Origin of the sequence: Kocuria soli, from assembly GCF_003797835.1 — a bacterium.
Lineage (GTDB): Bacteria > Actinomycetota > Actinomycetes > Actinomycetales > Micrococcaceae > Kocuria > Kocuria soli.
On record NZ_RKMF01000014.1, the window covers coordinates 33,866 to 47,210 of the forward strand.

The following is a 13,345-nucleotide window of genomic DNA, read 5'->3' on the forward strand; positions in this document are numbered from 1 at the left end:
CCATGCTCAGGCCTCCTCGCCTCGGTCAGCTGCCGGTTCCGCATCGCCGGAACCGGCCCGGATGGTGTTGATGATTCCCGAGAAGTCCGTCCTCGCTCCACCGTCTTCCGTGTAGGCCGCGTAGATCTCCGCCGCCAGCGGGCCCATCCGCGCCGCGGTTCCCGTGGAGGCGATGGCCTCCACGGCCAACCCCAGGTCCTTGGACATCAGCGCACCCATGAAACCGGGCTGGTAGTCCCGGTTGGCCGGCGAGGTCGGCACCGGACCGGGCACGGGGCAGTTGGCGGTCAACGCCCAGCACTGTCCGGAGGAGTGAGCCGCGACGTCGTAGAGCGCCTGGTGACTCAGCCCCAGCCGCTCCCCGAGCACGAAGGCTTCCGAGACGGCGATCATGGAGACGCCCAGGATCATGTTGTTGCAGACCTTCGCGGCCTGGCCCGCCCCTGAGGAACCGCAATGGACAAGGTTCTTCCCCATGACCTCCAGGAACGGCCACACGGCGTCGGCCTCGGGCTGGTCCGCACCGACCATGAACGTCAGCGTCCCGGCTTCGGCGCCGACCACACCACCCGAGACAGGGGCGTCGACGGGGCGGTGCCCGGCCGCCCGGGCGAGGTCTGCAGCAGCGCGGGCGTCGTGGACGTCGACCGTGGAACAGTCCAGGAACAGTGTTCCGGCCGGGGCTGCCGCCAGGAGTTCGCCCTGGTAAGCATCGATCAGGTGCCGGCCGCTGGGGAGCATGGTGACGACGACGTCGGCCTGGGCCGCCGCGGCCGCACCGGTCTCCGCGACCTCGACCCCTCGCCCGGCTGCAGCTTCACGTGCCTCCGGGAACAGGTCGTAGCCGATCACGCGATGCCCGGCGGCGACCAGGTTGCCCGCCATGGGGCCGCCCATGTTGCCCAGTCCGATGAATGCAACGGTGCTGGTCATGACTGGTCTCCCGAAGGCATGTGGAAGCTGGACTTGGCCCGGTCCGCGGCCAGGACGGTCTCCGCGTTGGGGGTGGTCCACCGGGAGGTCACGGTCTTGGTCTTGGTGTAGAACCGGAACGCATCGGGCCCGTGCTGGTTCAGGTCCCCGAACCCGGAGGCCTTCCACCCGCCGAAGGTGTAGTAGCCGATCGGCACGGGAATGGGGATGTTGACCCCTACCATGCCGACGTCCACGCGGGAGGCGAAGTCCCTGGCCGCGTCCCCGTTCTGGGTGAAGATGCTGACGCCGTTGCCGTACTGGTGATCGGTGGGCAGCGCCAGGGCTTCCTCGTAGTCGGCGGCCCGGACCACGCACAGCACCGGCCCGAAGATCTCTTCCTTGTAGATCCGCATCTCGGGAGTCACGTGGTCGAACAGCGACGGCCCCAAGAAGTACCCGCCTTCGTGGCCCTCGACCGTCAAACCGCGCCCGTCGACGACGAGTTCGGCCCCCTCCTCCACGCCGATCCCGACGTACTCGGTCACCCGGTTCAGGGCGTCCGGACCGACGAGCGGACCGTAGTCGGCGTCGTCGTCGAAGGAATGCGAGACCTTGAGGCTCTTGGTGCGTTCGGTCAGTGTGGCCACCAGAGCATCCGCGGTTTCCTGCCCCACGGGGACCGCCACGGAAATCGCCATGCAGCGTTCGCCCGCGGAACCGTAGGCCGCGCCGATCAGGGCATCGGCCACCTGGTCCAGGTCCGCGTCCGGCATGACGATCATGTGGTTCTTGGCGCCACCGAAGCACTGGGCACGCTTGCCGTTGTGCGCCGCGCGCTCGTAGATGGACTGCGCAATGGGCGTGGAGCCCACGAATCCGACAGCCTTGATGCGGGGGTCGTCGAGCAGCGTGTCCACGGCCTCCTTGTCCCCGTTGACCACGTTGAAGATGCCCGCCGGGAGCCCCGCCTCCGTCCACAGCTCGGCAAGTTTGAGCGGCACGGAGGGGTCGCGTTCCGAGGGCTTGAGAACGAAGGCGTTGCCCGCAGCGATCGCGGGACCGCACTTCCACAGCGGGATCATGGCCGGGAAGTTGAAGGGGGTGATCCCCGCGACCACGCCCAGCGGCTGGCGCATCGAGTAGGTGTCGATGGACGAACCCACCGAATCGGAGAACTCGCCCTTGAGCAGGTGCGGTGCCCCGACCGCGAACTCGATGACGTCCAGACCGCGGCGGATGTCGCCCTTCGAGTCCGGGACCATCTTGCCGTGTTCGGAGGACAGCAGCTGGGCCAGTTCCTCCATGTCCCGCTCCACCAGGTCGACGAAGCGGCTCAGGATCCGAGCCCTCTTGGCCGGGCTGGTCGCTGTCCAGGCGGGTTGCGCCTGCGCCGCGGTGTCCACGACGGCGCGCACCTCGTCCGCGTCGGCAAGGGGAAGCCGCGCCTGAACTTCACCGGTGCTGGGGTTGTAGACGTCCGAAAAGCGGCCGGACGTGCCTTTGACGTGGGCTCCACCGCTGTAGTGCGTGAGTGTCCTGGTCATGCAAGGGCTCCTGAGTCACTGGATCACGTTCCACACCGCAATTGGTGTGTCCTGGAGCACACCTTAGTTGGACTTCCTACTATTTGGGAAGGGTCCCATCTCGAGCACTTCGTCCGCGAGCGCCTGGACGTCCCAGGGGTCATGGCTGACCACCACGGCTGTTCGCTCCCCCAGGACGTCCACGAGCAATCGCCGCAGGTCGGCTTTGCCCTCGATGTCCACCGGGGCCAAGGGTTCGTCCAACAGGAGGACCTCCGGTTCGGCCGCGAGCGCCCGGGCCAGCGCCACCCGTTGCGCCTGGCCGCCGGAGAGGGAGTCGGGCCTGCGCGCGGCGAACCGGTCGGCATCGAGCCGAGCCAACCAATCGCCTGCTGCCTCCCGCGCCGCCTTGCGGGACGCCCCCTGTGACCGGGGCCCGAACGCCACGTTGTCCAGCACGGACAGGTGGGGGAACAACAGTGGCCGTTGGGCCATGAGGGTCACTCCTCGCTGATGCGGCGGCACCCACTGGCCCCGGCCGTCGTCGTCGAGATCGAAGAGGACCCGAGGCCCCACTCGGGCGTGCCCCGAGGGCGGTGCGAGCAGTCCCGCGAGCACTTCGAGCACGGTGGATTTCCCGATCCCGTTGGGGCCGACGATGCCGAGCGTTCGCCCGAGGGGCAGGTCATGGGCGACGTCGACCCCGCGGTCCTCGACCCGGACACGGAAGCTCAGGGTCATCCTGGCCTCCCGCCCACGGAGAAGGCACGCGGGGCCGAAATCCCGACGACGGCGACGGCCACCGCGACCAGGACCAACGACAACGCGACCGCAGCGGCCGGGTCCGTCTCACGCTGGAGGTAGATCTCCAGCGGAAGCGTGCGAGTGACCCCTTGCAGGGAGCCGGCAAAGGTCAGCGTGGCCCCGAACTCCCCCAGGCTCCGGGCGAAGGCGAGCACCGCGCCGGAGGCCAGTCCGGGCAGGACCAGCGGCAGCGTGATCCGGTGCAACACGGTCCCCGGCCCCGCGCCCAGCGTTGCCGCGAGGCCCTCGTACCGGGTACCGGCGCTGCGCAAGGCTCCCTCGAGGCCGACCACGAGGAACGGCAAGGACACGAAGGTCTGCGCCAGGACGACGGCGGTGGTCGTGAAGGCCACGGAGAATCCGAAGACCTCGAAGTACCGTCCCACCAGGCCGGCCCGACCGAAGGCGTGCAGCAGCGCGATGCCGCCGACCACGGGCGGCAGCACCAGCGGCAGCAGGATCAGGGAACGCACCAGGCGCTTTGCGGTGAAATCCGACCGCGCCAGGACGAGCGCCAGTGGGGTGCCCAACAGGATGCACAGAGCCGTGCTCGCGGCCGCCGTCCGCAGACTCAGCCAGAGCGCCGCCACCGATGACTCCGAACTGATCAACCGCCAGAATCCAGCGAAGTCGACCTGCACCACCAGCCCCAGGACGGGGACCGCAACCACCAGCGCCCCGAGGACGGCCGGGAGGATCACCCACCAGGGCAGGGCCGTGTGAGACCGAGGTCGACGAGGACGAGCGCGACTCCACGCGGCACCGCCGTGCTCCCGGCCGACCCGGTTCCCGCGCCGTCCGTCCGTGGCGTTCGAGGTCTCCGTGGTCACGGTGAACGGAAGCCTTCCTCCGCGAGCCGCGCCTGTCCATCAGGACCTTCCACGAGCTCGATGAACTCCCGGGCCAGGTCTGCGTTCCCGGCGGACTTGACCGTGGCGATCGGGTACTCGTTGACCACCTGGTCAGCGCGGTCGATCTCGACCTCCTCCACCGAATCCCCGGCGGCCTTCACGTCGGTGCGGTAGACCACCCCGGCATCGGCCTGCCCGGAGGTCACCTTGCCCATCACATCGGTCACCGAACTCTCCTCGCTGACCGGGTCGAGCGTCACTCCGGTCAGGTCCTCGATCTTCTGCGTGGCGGTCCCGCACGGCACACGGGTTTCGCACACGACGACGTCGACGTCGTCCCCCGCCAGATCCTCGAAGGAAGTGACCCCCGCCGGGTTTCCGGACGGGACGGCGACGGTCAGGGTGTTGCCGGCAAAGATGCTCGGGCTGCCGTCGATCAGATCTGCGTCAACGGCTTTGTCCATGTTCGCCTGGTCGGCGGAGGCGAACACGTCCGCCGGGGCGCCGTCCTGGAGCTGGGTCACCAGGGTGGAGGAACCCCCGAAGTTCAGCTGGACGTCCACCCCGGGGTGGTTCTCCTCGAACTGTGCGGCCAGATCCTCGAAGGATTCGGTGAGGGATGCGGCCGCGTAAACGGTCAGGGTCGTGTTCTCTCCCGAGGCTCCGCCCCCGCCACCCGTTCCGCAGCCGGAGAGCGCCAATGCCATGACCGCCGCTCCCACCACGGCCGTCGTCGCCCCGGAGAGCGGGGCCCAGCCGAACCTCCCGGCGGAATCCCTGCCGTGTCCCTGACGGCTCACGCCCCCGGTACCTCGACCATGACATTCGTGGACTTGACCACCGCGGTGGCCACCGACCCGGGTACTAGCCCGAGATCCTCGACGGCTTCCGTGCTCATGAGAGATACGACGCGATGCGGTCCGCACTGCAGCTCCACTTGGGACATAACCTTGTCCGAGGTCACCGACGTCACCAGGCCCACGAAGCGGTTGCGCGCAGAACTCATCACACCCGTGGGATCGGCCGGGTGCACCGATTGCTTCTTGACCAGTTCGGCCAGTTCCACCCCGTCCACCACCGTCTGCCCGGACGGCCCCTTGGAACCGGTCAACCGCCCGGAGGAGATCCAGCGGCGGACGGTGTCGTCACTGACGCCCAGGAAATGGGCCGCATCGGCAACCGGAAGAAGACTCATGGCTGCACCATATCCGCACTTGCGGCACCAAACCCACCTTTTTGCCCTCAGTTGCGGATACTTGGCTCTCTGTAGCGGGCAGGAAACATACCGTCGATACGATGAGCCCATGCGTGAACTGCAGAGCACCATCGTCCAGGAAATGGGCGTGCAGCCCGTCATCGATCCCGCCCAGGCGGCCGAGGAACGAGTCCAGTTCCTGTGCGATTACGCCAAGGCCACGGGCGCGGGCGGATTCGTCCTGGGGATCTCGGGCGGGGTGGACTCCTCCCTGGCAGGCAGGCTGGCGCAGCTGGCGGCGGAACGCCTGCGTGAAGAAGGCCGGGAGGCGGTGTTCGTGGCGGTCCGGCTCCCGTACAACGTCCAACAGGACGAGGACGACGCCCAGAAGGCACTGGGTTTCATCACGCCGGATGAAACCGTCACCTTCAACATCGGACCGTTCGTGGACGGCATGGTGGAAGGGTTCGTCGGTGCCACCGGGCGGGACATCACCGACTACAACAAGGGCAACGTGAAGGCTCGCGCCCGCATGGTAGCCCAGTACGCCCTGGCCGGCGAGCGCAAACTCCTGGTGATCGGCACGGATCACGGCGCGGAGTCCGTAACGGGATTCTTCACCAAGTTCGGCGACGGCGCTGCGGACGTCCTGCCGCTGTTCGGATTGGACAAGCGCCAGATCCGCTCCGTGACCAAGCACCTGGGCGGCACCGAATCCGTGTGGTCGAAGGTCCCCACCGCGGACCTGCTGGACGGCGCCCCCGGCCAGACGGACGAGACCGAGCTGGGCATCGCCTACGACGACATCGACGACTATCTCGAGGGACGCGACATCGACCCCACCGTGGCGGAGAAGATCGAGGCCCGCTGGACGGCGACCCGGCACAAGCGCACCACCCCGGTCAGCATCCTCGACACCTGGTGGCGGTGAATCAGCCCCTCAGATCTGAACGGTTCCCGGGTCGCGGACCAGCACCATGCCCTGGTGCGGCCCCAGAACCACTTGCTCCGGCGGTCGGGAGCCGTCCGGCAGGAGGTAGCCCGTCGGCAGGGTGACGTGGCGTCGTCGTCGGCCGTCGCTGGCAAGGTTCACGGCGACCCACCCCGCGCTGAAGGTCCTGGACCACAGGTTCACGACGACGGACGGTGGCTCCAGGGGCAGCCCCAGGTCCCATTGCATGTCCGTGATCCAGTGACTGTGTGACCCGTCGGGTGAGGTGGCTGCGTACAGGCCACGGCCCCCGCCGAACACCCAGAACGCCGCCAATCCGTAGCGAACCAGGTCCTCGGCTGCCTCCTCCGCGAGGTCGACGGGGACGGGGGTGCGCAGAATCGCGACGGCGTCCTCCGGCAAAGAATGTTCCTCCCCCTGGCAAAGTCGATCGGCCTGCTGACGCGCGGTTCCCGGGTCCAACAGACGTCCGCCCACCGTGCTCATCCATCCCGGCTCGAGGACCCCGCCCCACCGGGCCAGTCCGGACCACCGGTCCGGCGACCGTCGCGCATCGCCCAAGGCGGTCACCAGGATCTTTCCGTCCCCCACCAGTGCGGCCCCCGCGGCGTGGATCAGGTTGTCCACGGCTTCGCGTTGCTGCCCCTTGGAGCCCAGGTCCGGCAGCGGAAGATCCAGGGGCGGCGTGGCTTCCAGATCGCCCACGGCCAGGACGCCGTCAAAGGGTGAGTCCCGGACCTCGGCCGTCACGGCATCAACCCACGCCGCCCGGTACTCGGGATCCCAGACCCGGAGGTGCACGGGGCCCGTGCCTTCGTCCCAGCCGATGCGTTGACCGGCGCGGTCGGTGGCAAACCATCCGCCGTGGGCTTCGGCGCGCGCGTAAGAAATCCCGGAGGAAGTGCGCGGACCGGTCTCCGCGGGATCGGCCATCGTCAGGTGCTTGCGGCACAGGATCCGGGTGTCCGGGGCGAGTGCCTTGAACCGCTCGGCGGTTCCCAGGTCCCACGCATCGACGACGGCCACTCGGCACCGTGACGCCCAACGCGCGACGTCGTCGCCGTCGTCCCCGAGCGCTCCTGACACGGCCCGACGAGCCCAGACAACGGGCGCCGGCCCGCCCGCCATTTCGCGGGCAGAGTGCACTTCGGCTTCCGCGTCGACCCCCAACCCCGACGATCCTGCAGACATGCTTCCCCCCCCCCTCGGCGCCTGTGGGCACCTGATTTGCGTCACCGGCACGTCGAGCACCCCTGCTCGCGGCCGATCACGCGTGGACCCGACGCCCACTCACCGCCGACCACCCCCAGTGGCCGCCGGCCGAGTTCCCCCGAGCGTCCCGCGGGCCGGTACGGCCGCGTCTCCTGGATTATCCCGGATCCGGCGGCCCGGGAATCCGTTACGTCGCTCCACACGGGCACCGTCCCCGAAAGAGTGCCGCCGCGGCCGCGGTGGAGCGTCGGCAGATGACGAACGTTAAGGCTGCCGCGTCCGTCGATCCGCTGCGGAAACCTGTCCTAGGGTTGAACCCATGAAGATCGCCACCTGGAACGTCAATTCGATCCGAGCCCGTGCCGACCGCGTGGAGGGCTGGCTCAACCGATCGGACGTGGACGTTCTGGCGATCCAGGAGACCAAGGCCAAGGACGACAACTTCCCGTGGGAGGTCTTCGAGTTCTCGGGGTACGAGGTGGCCCACTTCGGGCTGAACCAGTGGAACGGTGTGGCCATCGCCTCCCGCGTGGGGCTCGACGACGTCGAACGCACCTTCCCCGACCAGCCCACCTTCGGCAAGGGCGACCAGGAGGCCGTTCAGGAGGCCCGTGCGATCGGTGCGACCTGCAACGGCGTGCGCGTGTGGTCCCTCTACGTGCCCAACGGGCGCGGGCTGGAAGACCCGCACATGCCGTACAAACTCAACTGGTTGGACACCCTCAACCGGCGTGCCCGGCAGTGGCTGGCGGAGGACCCGGAGGCCAAGATCGTGCTGGCCGGGGACTGGAACGTGGCCCCGCGGGACGAGGACGTGTGGGACATGCAGTTCTTCCTGGACAACCACATGACGCACGTTTCCGAACCGGAGCGGGCTGCCTTCAACGCGTTCCTGGAGACCGGTTTCGTGGACGTGCTTCGGGAGCACAACCCGGGCCCCGGCGTCTACACCTACTGGGACTACACCCAGCTGCGCTTCCCCAAGAAGGAGGGCATGAAGATCGACTTCCAGTTGTGCTCCCCCGCGCTGGCCGCAAAGGTCACGGGTGCGGTGATCGATCGCGACGAACGCAAGGGCAAAGGCGCCTCCGACCACGCACCCGTGGTCATCGACGTCGGGAACTGACCCACACATGGCACCGCTGCTCAACGCCGGAACCGCTTGGCGGGGCGCCACCGGGGTGTCCCAGCGCTTCAGCCTGCGGGTGTACGTCGCGGCCCGCGACCTCGACGACGTCTACACACCCCTGGTCCGCACGGCGGTGTCCCCGGAAGTCGGCGCGGCCACCCAGCTTGCGGAGGAACTGGCCCGCCTGGCCGCACAGGAGGACGGTGCCCTGCCGCCCACGAACGAGGCGCTGTGGACCCTGTCGTTCTCGACGGCGCCCCGTGGCCGACGTGAACTCCTGTCCGACGCCGCGGACTTCCCCGTCTACCACCCGCCGCAGAGGCTGCGCCGGACCATGCAGCTGGTGGCCCCTCCCGAACAGCAGAAGTCCCATCCGCTGATCACCCTGCTGCTGAGCGAGGACGAGATCCGCGACAAGGGGCGCACCGCGGAACCCGAACACTTCCTGCCCCTGTACGCGCGGGAGTCCGACTGGACCGTTCCCGTCAGCTGGTTCGCGCTGTTCTCCGACGAGGACCGGGCGCCCCTGGACCAGGACGGGGAGATCTCCCACCGCCTGGCGGTCCCCGCCGACGTCGCGGCCCGCCGCGCGTCCTGGGGAGCGAAGGTCCTGGCACATTCGGGCAACGACGACCTGCAGGAACTGGGGGAAGACCTGTCCCGGTTGAGTCGCTGGGCGGGAGCGTTCTCCCCCACGGCATTGATCTGCCTGCACTACGGCTCGATCGCCGACGGCCTCCAGCCAGACGAGAGTCCGCGGGACCTGGACGACGCCCTGCACATGATCGAAGACGGCGACGTGGAGGATGCCGGTGTGGCTTTCCGGCGCCTGATGATGCGGTGGATGCCGTTGGCGCACCTGGAGCACGCGAGCTGAGGTCCGGCTGCCGCGAAACGTCCCCGGGCACGAAGAAACCCCCGCGATGTAGAAGCTACGCGGGGGTCTCAGTGGCTCCGACCGGCGTCGATCCGGTGACCTTACGATTTTCAGTCGTACGCTCTACCAACTGAGCTACAGAGCCAGACATCCTTGGGATGCCAAGACGGCCTCAGCTGAGCTGACGCCGTCCTTGCGACCCTGACGGGACTTGAACCCGCGACCTCCGCCGTGACAGGGCGGCGCGCTAACCAACTGCGCTACAGGGCCTGGTGTGGTGGCAAAATCCGCGTCTTCACGCGGTTCCTGCCGTTTCCAACGAGGTCAGATACTAGCACCAGCACTGTCCCCGAAGGCAAATCGCGGTGGCCTCACGCTGTTCGCGTGCGAATCCGTCGATCAGGTTCAACGCCCTTGTGGTTGTTGAACGAGTACCCCCAACGGGATTCGAACCCGTGCCGCCGCCGTGAAAGGGCGGTGTCCTAGGCCGCTAGACGATGGGGGCCTTGTCCTCTCGGACGATCGCCTACTGTACCAGCATTCACAATGAGAGTGTGATTCGGTTTTCGCGCAAGGAGTTCGAGGTGGCGGTCGACGACGCCATCGACCTGATCCCGGACGAGCTGTTCCGGGCGATGGAGAACGTGGTGATCCTGATCGAGCAGGAACCCCCGCCGTCGGACCCCCATCTGCTGGGGCTCTACGAAGGGGTGCCGTTGACCCAACGCGACTCCTCCTGGATGGGGTCCTTGCCGGACACCATCCGCGTCTTCCAGGGACCGCTTGAACGCATGTGTTCCACGCGCGATGAACTGGTGCACGAGATCACCGTGACCGTGGTCCACGAGATTGCGCACTTCTTCGGCATCTCCGAATCCCGGTTGCACGAGCTCGGTTGGGGCTGAGGTGCGGTTGTTGAGCGATCTCACGTGCGGCGGGTGCAAAGATGGGACGTGGCGGCACCGTCAATGGACCATGCCGCAGGGAGGGGAGGCTCGACCATGAACCAGCCGCACAGCTTGCCGTCCGAGGTGGAAGCGGAGACCTGGAGCACCTGGGACCGCGTACACCGGGTGGATGACGTCCGGACCGTGCGGCCGCGGACCATGGAGGAGTTGACCGAGACCGTCGTGGCCGCGCGGGACGCAGGCCTGGGTCTGCGCCCTGCGGGTTCGGGGCACAGCTTCAACGAACTGGCGTCCCCCCGCGACGTCCGTCTGGACCTGACGGAACTCACCGGGCTGCTGGAGGTCAACCGGGGCAGCAACCAGGCGCGCTTCCTGGCCGGGACCACGCTGATCCGGGCCGCCAAGATCCTGGAAGGTGAGGGGCTGGCCTTCTCCAACCTGCCCGATGTGCTGCACCAGACGGTCGCTGGCGCGATTTCCACGGCCACGCACGGAACCGGCACGGGCTACGCGTCCCTGTCCGGTCAGGTCTGTGCCCTCACGCTGGTCACCGCCGACGGCGAATTCCTGGAGTGCTCACCGGCCCAGAACCGCGAGGTGTTTCAGGCAGCACGAGCCGGCCTGGGGGTGATCGGGGTGATCGCCGCCGTGACTTTCCAGTGTGAACCGTCGTTCCGGCTGCACTCGACGGAGTTCAAGGAACCGGTCGACCAGCTGGTGGACGCTCTTGGTGAGCGCATGGCTTCGGCCGATCACTTCGAGTTCTTCTGGTCTCCCTCGAACGGCTCCGCACATTCGCACATCCTGACCCGGCTGCACCGGCTGCCGGACGAATGGTCCAAACCGGGGTCCAAGGTGGCGCAGACCGTCCGCCGCATGGATGACACCGTGCTCCGCCGCGGCCTCCCGCTGGGTTTGAACCGGCTGGCGGGCTGGGCGCCCAAGGCCGTACCGGGATTGAACCGGCTCGACACCCTGGCGGCCAGCTCCCGACGATTCACGGACCTCTCCTACAAGGTCTTCGCCTCGGCCCGGCCGGTCAAGTTCGTACAAACGGAATGGGGCGTGCCCATCGAAGACCTCCCGGGCACATTCAAGGACGTCCGGAAGCTCCTGGAACGCACGACCCCGCACTTGGGTCTCCCGTTGGCGGTGCGTTGCGCCCCGCCGGAGGAGGCCTGGATGTCCCCAGCGCACGGGCGGTACACCGGGTGGATCTCCGTGCGGCAGTTCTGGCGCAATTGGTCCCCGGAGGTCTTCGACGAACTGCAGTCCGTGTTCATGGCCCATGAAGCCCGGCCCCACTGGGGCACCCGGCACACACTTGACGCCCAGGACCTGGCCCCCAAGTACACCCACTGGGAGGACTTCCTGCGCATCCGCGAGCACCTGGATCCGGACGGCGTCTTCCTGACCGACCCCGTGCGCCGGCTCCTGGGCATCTGAGGTCTTACCCCACACGCCGAGTTCGGGGTTGTTCCGCCTATCCGGTCGAATAGGCGGAACAACCCCGAACTCGGCGCATTAAGGGCGGCGCAGGAGGGGTGGTTGCGCAGAAGGGGTGGCTCAGGCGCGGGAGACGCGCACCATCTCGTCGCGCTCTACGACCTTGACCCGTTCGCGGGGGTTGCCCTCCGCGTCGTGCGAGGAGGCGCCCAGGCTCTGCTCGTACTCGTCCAGCTGCAACCACCCGTCCCAGGTGGTGAACTGGATGCCCTTGGCCTCCATCGACGCGATCACGGCGTCCTGCTCCGGCTGCTCGGCGCCGACCAGGGTGGGCACGTCCTCGAGCAGGTGGGTGATGGTCTCAAGGGCATCGGACTTGGTGGCCCCGATCAGCCCCACGGGCCCGCGCTTGATCCACCCGGTCGCGTACACGCCGGGGTGCACCACGCCGTTGGGGTCAAGAACCCGCCCTTCCTCGTTGAGGATCACGCCCCGCTCCAGGTCGAACGGGATCTCCGCCAGCGGTGAGCCCAGGTAACCGATGGCGTGGTAGACCGCGCCGACCTCGTGGTCGAAGTACTCACCGGTGGGGGTGACGGATCCGTCGTCGTTCAAACGGGTGCGCTCGGTGCGCAGGGCGACCACCTTGCCGTCCTCTCCCAGGACCTCTTCCGGACGCTGGAAGAAGTGCAGGTGCAGGCGGCGGGAGGCCGTCTTGGGCGAATCGTCCTCGAGCCACTTGCGCAGGGTCTTGAGCATGACCTTGACCTGATTGTTGTCCCCGGCGGCTTCCTCGGCGACGTGCTCCTCGGAAATGTCCTCGCCGTGCACGATCAGGTCCACGTCCGGGACCTTCGCCAGTTCACGCAGCTCCAACGGGGTGAACTTCATCTGCGCGGGGCCGCGGCGGCCGAACACGTGCACGTCCGTGACCGGGTTGGCTTTGAGCCCTTGGTAGACGTTGCCCGGGATCTCCGTGGTGAGCATGTCGTCGGCGTGCTTGGCCAGCACGCGAGCCACGTCCAGGGCCACGTTGCCGTTGCCGATCACGGCGACCTTCTCGGCGTTCAACGGCCAGGTGCGCGGATAGTCAGGGTGACCGTCGTACCAGGCCACGAACTCGGCAGCGCCGTAGACGCCGTCCAGTTCCACGCCGGGGACCTGCAGCGGGGCGTCGTTGACGGCACCGGTGGAGAAGACGACGGCGTCGTAGTGCTCCTTGAGATCCCCCAGGGTCAGGTCCGCTCCGTAGTCCACGTTGCCGAAGAATCGGATGTCACCGCGCCCCAGGATGGAACGCAGTGCGCTCACGATGCCCTTGATGCGGGGGTGGTCGGGGGCCACGCCGTAGCGGATCAGCCCGAAGGGGGTGGGGTAGCGGTCGAACAGGTCGATCGCCACCTCGATCTCCCCGTTCTTCACCGCATCCGACTTGGTGAGCATATCGGCGGTGTAGATCCCGGCCGGACCGGCACCGATCACAGCCACTCGCAGGGGACGCTTGCCCGGGGTGGTCTCTACCACTGGTTTCCT

13 protein-coding genes and 3 tRNA genes are annotated in these 13,345 nt (G+C 67.9%); 5 read left to right on the forward strand and 11 right to left on the reverse strand.

Annotated features, from left to right (window positions below):
- Nucleotides 1–6: 6 nt before the first annotated feature.
- The 6 genes from mmsB to EDL96_RS10805 all read right to left on the reverse strand — a co-directional run bounded on the left by mmsB (nucleotide 7) and on the right by EDL96_RS10805 (nucleotide 5,288).
- A complete protein-coding gene (mmsB, locus tag EDL96_RS10780) occupies nucleotides 7–933 on the reverse strand; it encodes a 3-hydroxyisobutyrate dehydrogenase (RefSeq protein ID WP_123826006.1) in 927 nt (308 codons plus the stop codon).
- Nucleotides 930–2,459 (reverse strand): CoA-acylating methylmalonate-semialdehyde dehydrogenase, encoded by a 1,530-nt coding sequence (locus EDL96_RS10785; RefSeq protein WP_123826008.1) that lies wholly within the window; start codon nucleotides 2,457–2,459, stop codon nucleotides 930–932. The genes mmsB and EDL96_RS10785 overlap by 4 nt, the downstream gene beginning before the upstream one ends.
- A gap of 63 nt (nucleotides 2,460–2,522) precedes the next feature.
- Nucleotides 2,523–3,179: an ATP-binding cassette domain-containing protein gene (locus EDL96_RS10790; RefSeq protein ID WP_123826010.1), complete on the reverse strand. Its 657-nt coding sequence runs from the start codon at nucleotides 3,177–3,179 to the stop codon at nucleotides 2,523–2,525.
- Nucleotides 3,176–3,955, reverse strand: coding sequence for an ABC transporter permease (locus EDL96_RS10795; RefSeq protein ID WP_123826120.1), 780 nt, complete (start codon nucleotides 3,953–3,955; stop codon nucleotides 3,176–3,178). Before EDL96_RS10795 ends, EDL96_RS10790 begins: the two co-directional genes overlap by 4 nt.
- Before the next feature lie 113 nt (nucleotides 3,956–4,068).
- Nucleotides 4,069–4,893 (reverse strand): molybdate ABC transporter substrate-binding protein, encoded by an 825-nt coding sequence (gene modA, locus EDL96_RS10800; protein WP_233568846.1) that lies wholly within the window; start codon nucleotides 4,891–4,893, stop codon nucleotides 4,069–4,071.
- Complete coding sequence (locus EDL96_RS10805; RefSeq protein ID WP_123826012.1) at nucleotides 4,890–5,288, reverse strand: TOBE domain-containing protein; 399 nt, start codon at nucleotides 5,286–5,288, stop codon at nucleotides 4,890–4,892. Before EDL96_RS10805 ends, modA begins: the two co-directional genes overlap by 4 nt.
- A gap of 109 nt (nucleotides 5,289–5,397) precedes the next feature.
- On the opposite strand from EDL96_RS10805, the gene nadE reads away from it, so the two are divergent.
- Nucleotides 5,398–6,219 carry an ammonia-dependent NAD(+) synthetase gene (nadE, locus tag EDL96_RS10810; protein ID WP_123826014.1) on the forward strand — a complete coding sequence of 274 codons (822 nt, stop codon included), beginning with the start codon at nucleotides 5,398–5,400 and terminating at the stop codon, nucleotides 6,217–6,219.
- Nucleotides 6,220–6,228: 9 nt separating this feature from the next.
- Here nadE and EDL96_RS10815 read toward each other — a convergent pair whose 3' ends face one another.
- On the reverse strand, nucleotides 6,229–7,431 hold the full coding sequence (locus EDL96_RS10815) for a putative glycoside hydrolase (RefSeq protein ID WP_123826016.1): 1,203 nt from the start codon (nucleotides 7,429–7,431) through the stop codon (nucleotides 6,229–6,231).
- 340 nt (nucleotides 7,432–7,771) lie between these two features.
- On the opposite strand from EDL96_RS10815, the gene EDL96_RS10820 reads away from it, so the two are divergent.
- Both EDL96_RS10820 and EDL96_RS10825 read left to right on the forward strand, forming a co-directional pair.
- Nucleotides 7,772–8,578 (forward strand): exodeoxyribonuclease III, encoded by an 807-nt coding sequence (locus tag EDL96_RS10820; protein ID WP_123826018.1) that lies wholly within the window; start codon nucleotides 7,772–7,774, stop codon nucleotides 8,576–8,578.
- Between the two features lie 7 nt (nucleotides 8,579–8,585).
- Nucleotides 8,586–9,458: a hypothetical protein gene (locus EDL96_RS10825; RefSeq protein WP_123826020.1), complete on the forward strand. Its 873-nt coding sequence runs from the start codon at nucleotides 8,586–8,588 to the stop codon at nucleotides 9,456–9,458.
- A gap of 72 nt (nucleotides 9,459–9,530) precedes the next feature.
- Here EDL96_RS10825 and EDL96_RS10830 read toward each other — a convergent pair.
- The 3 genes from EDL96_RS10830 to EDL96_RS10840 form a co-directional block, all read right to left on the reverse strand.
- Nucleotides 9,531–9,603 (reverse strand) — tRNA-Phe (locus EDL96_RS10830).
- Between the two features lie 51 nt (nucleotides 9,604–9,654).
- Nucleotides 9,655–9,728, reverse strand: a tRNA-Asp gene (locus EDL96_RS10835).
- 162 nt (nucleotides 9,729–9,890) lie between these two features.
- Nucleotides 9,891–9,963 (reverse strand) — tRNA-Glu (locus EDL96_RS10840).
- Nucleotides 9,964–10,015: 52 nt separating this feature from the next.
- Between EDL96_RS10840 and EDL96_RS10845 the strand changes: the two genes are divergently transcribed.
- Complete coding sequence (locus EDL96_RS10845) at nucleotides 10,016–10,363, forward strand: metallopeptidase family protein (protein ID WP_123826124.1); 348 nt, start codon at nucleotides 10,016–10,018, stop codon at nucleotides 10,361–10,363.
- A 96-nt stretch (nucleotides 10,364–10,459) separates the two neighbouring features.
- Nucleotides 10,460–11,812, forward strand: coding sequence for a D-arabinono-1,4-lactone oxidase (locus tag EDL96_RS10850; RefSeq protein ID WP_123826022.1), 1,353 nt, complete (start codon nucleotides 10,460–10,462; stop codon nucleotides 11,810–11,812).
- Between the two features lie 120 nt (nucleotides 11,813–11,932).
- On the opposite strand, the gene EDL96_RS10855 is transcribed toward EDL96_RS10850, so the two are convergent.
- Entirely contained in the window at nucleotides 11,933–13,336 is a 1,404-nt protein-coding gene (locus tag EDL96_RS10855) for an FAD-dependent oxidoreductase (RefSeq protein ID WP_123826024.1), read from the reverse strand.
- Nucleotides 13,337–13,345: the final 9 nt, after the last annotated feature.

Excerpts from the sequence above, each read along its gene's own strand:
- mmsB (WP_123826006.1), bottom strand. The coding sequence starts at position 933 with ATGACCAGCACCGTTGCATTCATCGGACTGGGCAACATGGGCGGCCCC.
- EDL96_RS10785 (WP_123826008.1), bottom strand. The coding sequence starts at position 2,459 with ATGACCAGGACACTCACGCACTACAGCGGTGGAGCCCACGTCAAAGGC.
- EDL96_RS10790 (WP_123826010.1), bottom strand. The coding sequence starts at position 3,179 with ATGACCCTGAGCTTCCGTGTCCGGGTCGAGGACCGCGGGGTCGACGTC.
- EDL96_RS10805 (WP_123826012.1), bottom strand. The coding sequence starts at position 5,288 with ATGAGTCTTCTTCCGGTTGCCGATGCGGCCCATTTCCTGGGCGTCAGT.
- nadE (WP_123826014.1), top strand. The coding sequence starts at position 5,398 with ATGCGTGAACTGCAGAGCACCATCGTCCAGGAAATGGGCGTGCAGCCC.
- EDL96_RS10815 (WP_123826016.1), bottom strand. The coding sequence starts at position 7,431 with ATGTCTGCAGGATCGTCGGGGTTGGGGGTCGACGCGGAAGCCGAAGTG.
- EDL96_RS10820 (WP_123826018.1), top strand. The coding sequence starts at position 7,772 with ATGAAGATCGCCACCTGGAACGTCAATTCGATCCGAGCCCGTGCCGAC.
- EDL96_RS10825 (WP_123826020.1), top strand. The coding sequence starts at position 8,586 with ATGGCACCGCTGCTCAACGCCGGAACCGCTTGGCGGGGCGCCACCGGG.
- EDL96_RS10850 (WP_123826022.1), top strand. The coding sequence starts at position 10,460 with ATGAACCAGCCGCACAGCTTGCCGTCCGAGGTGGAAGCGGAGACCTGG.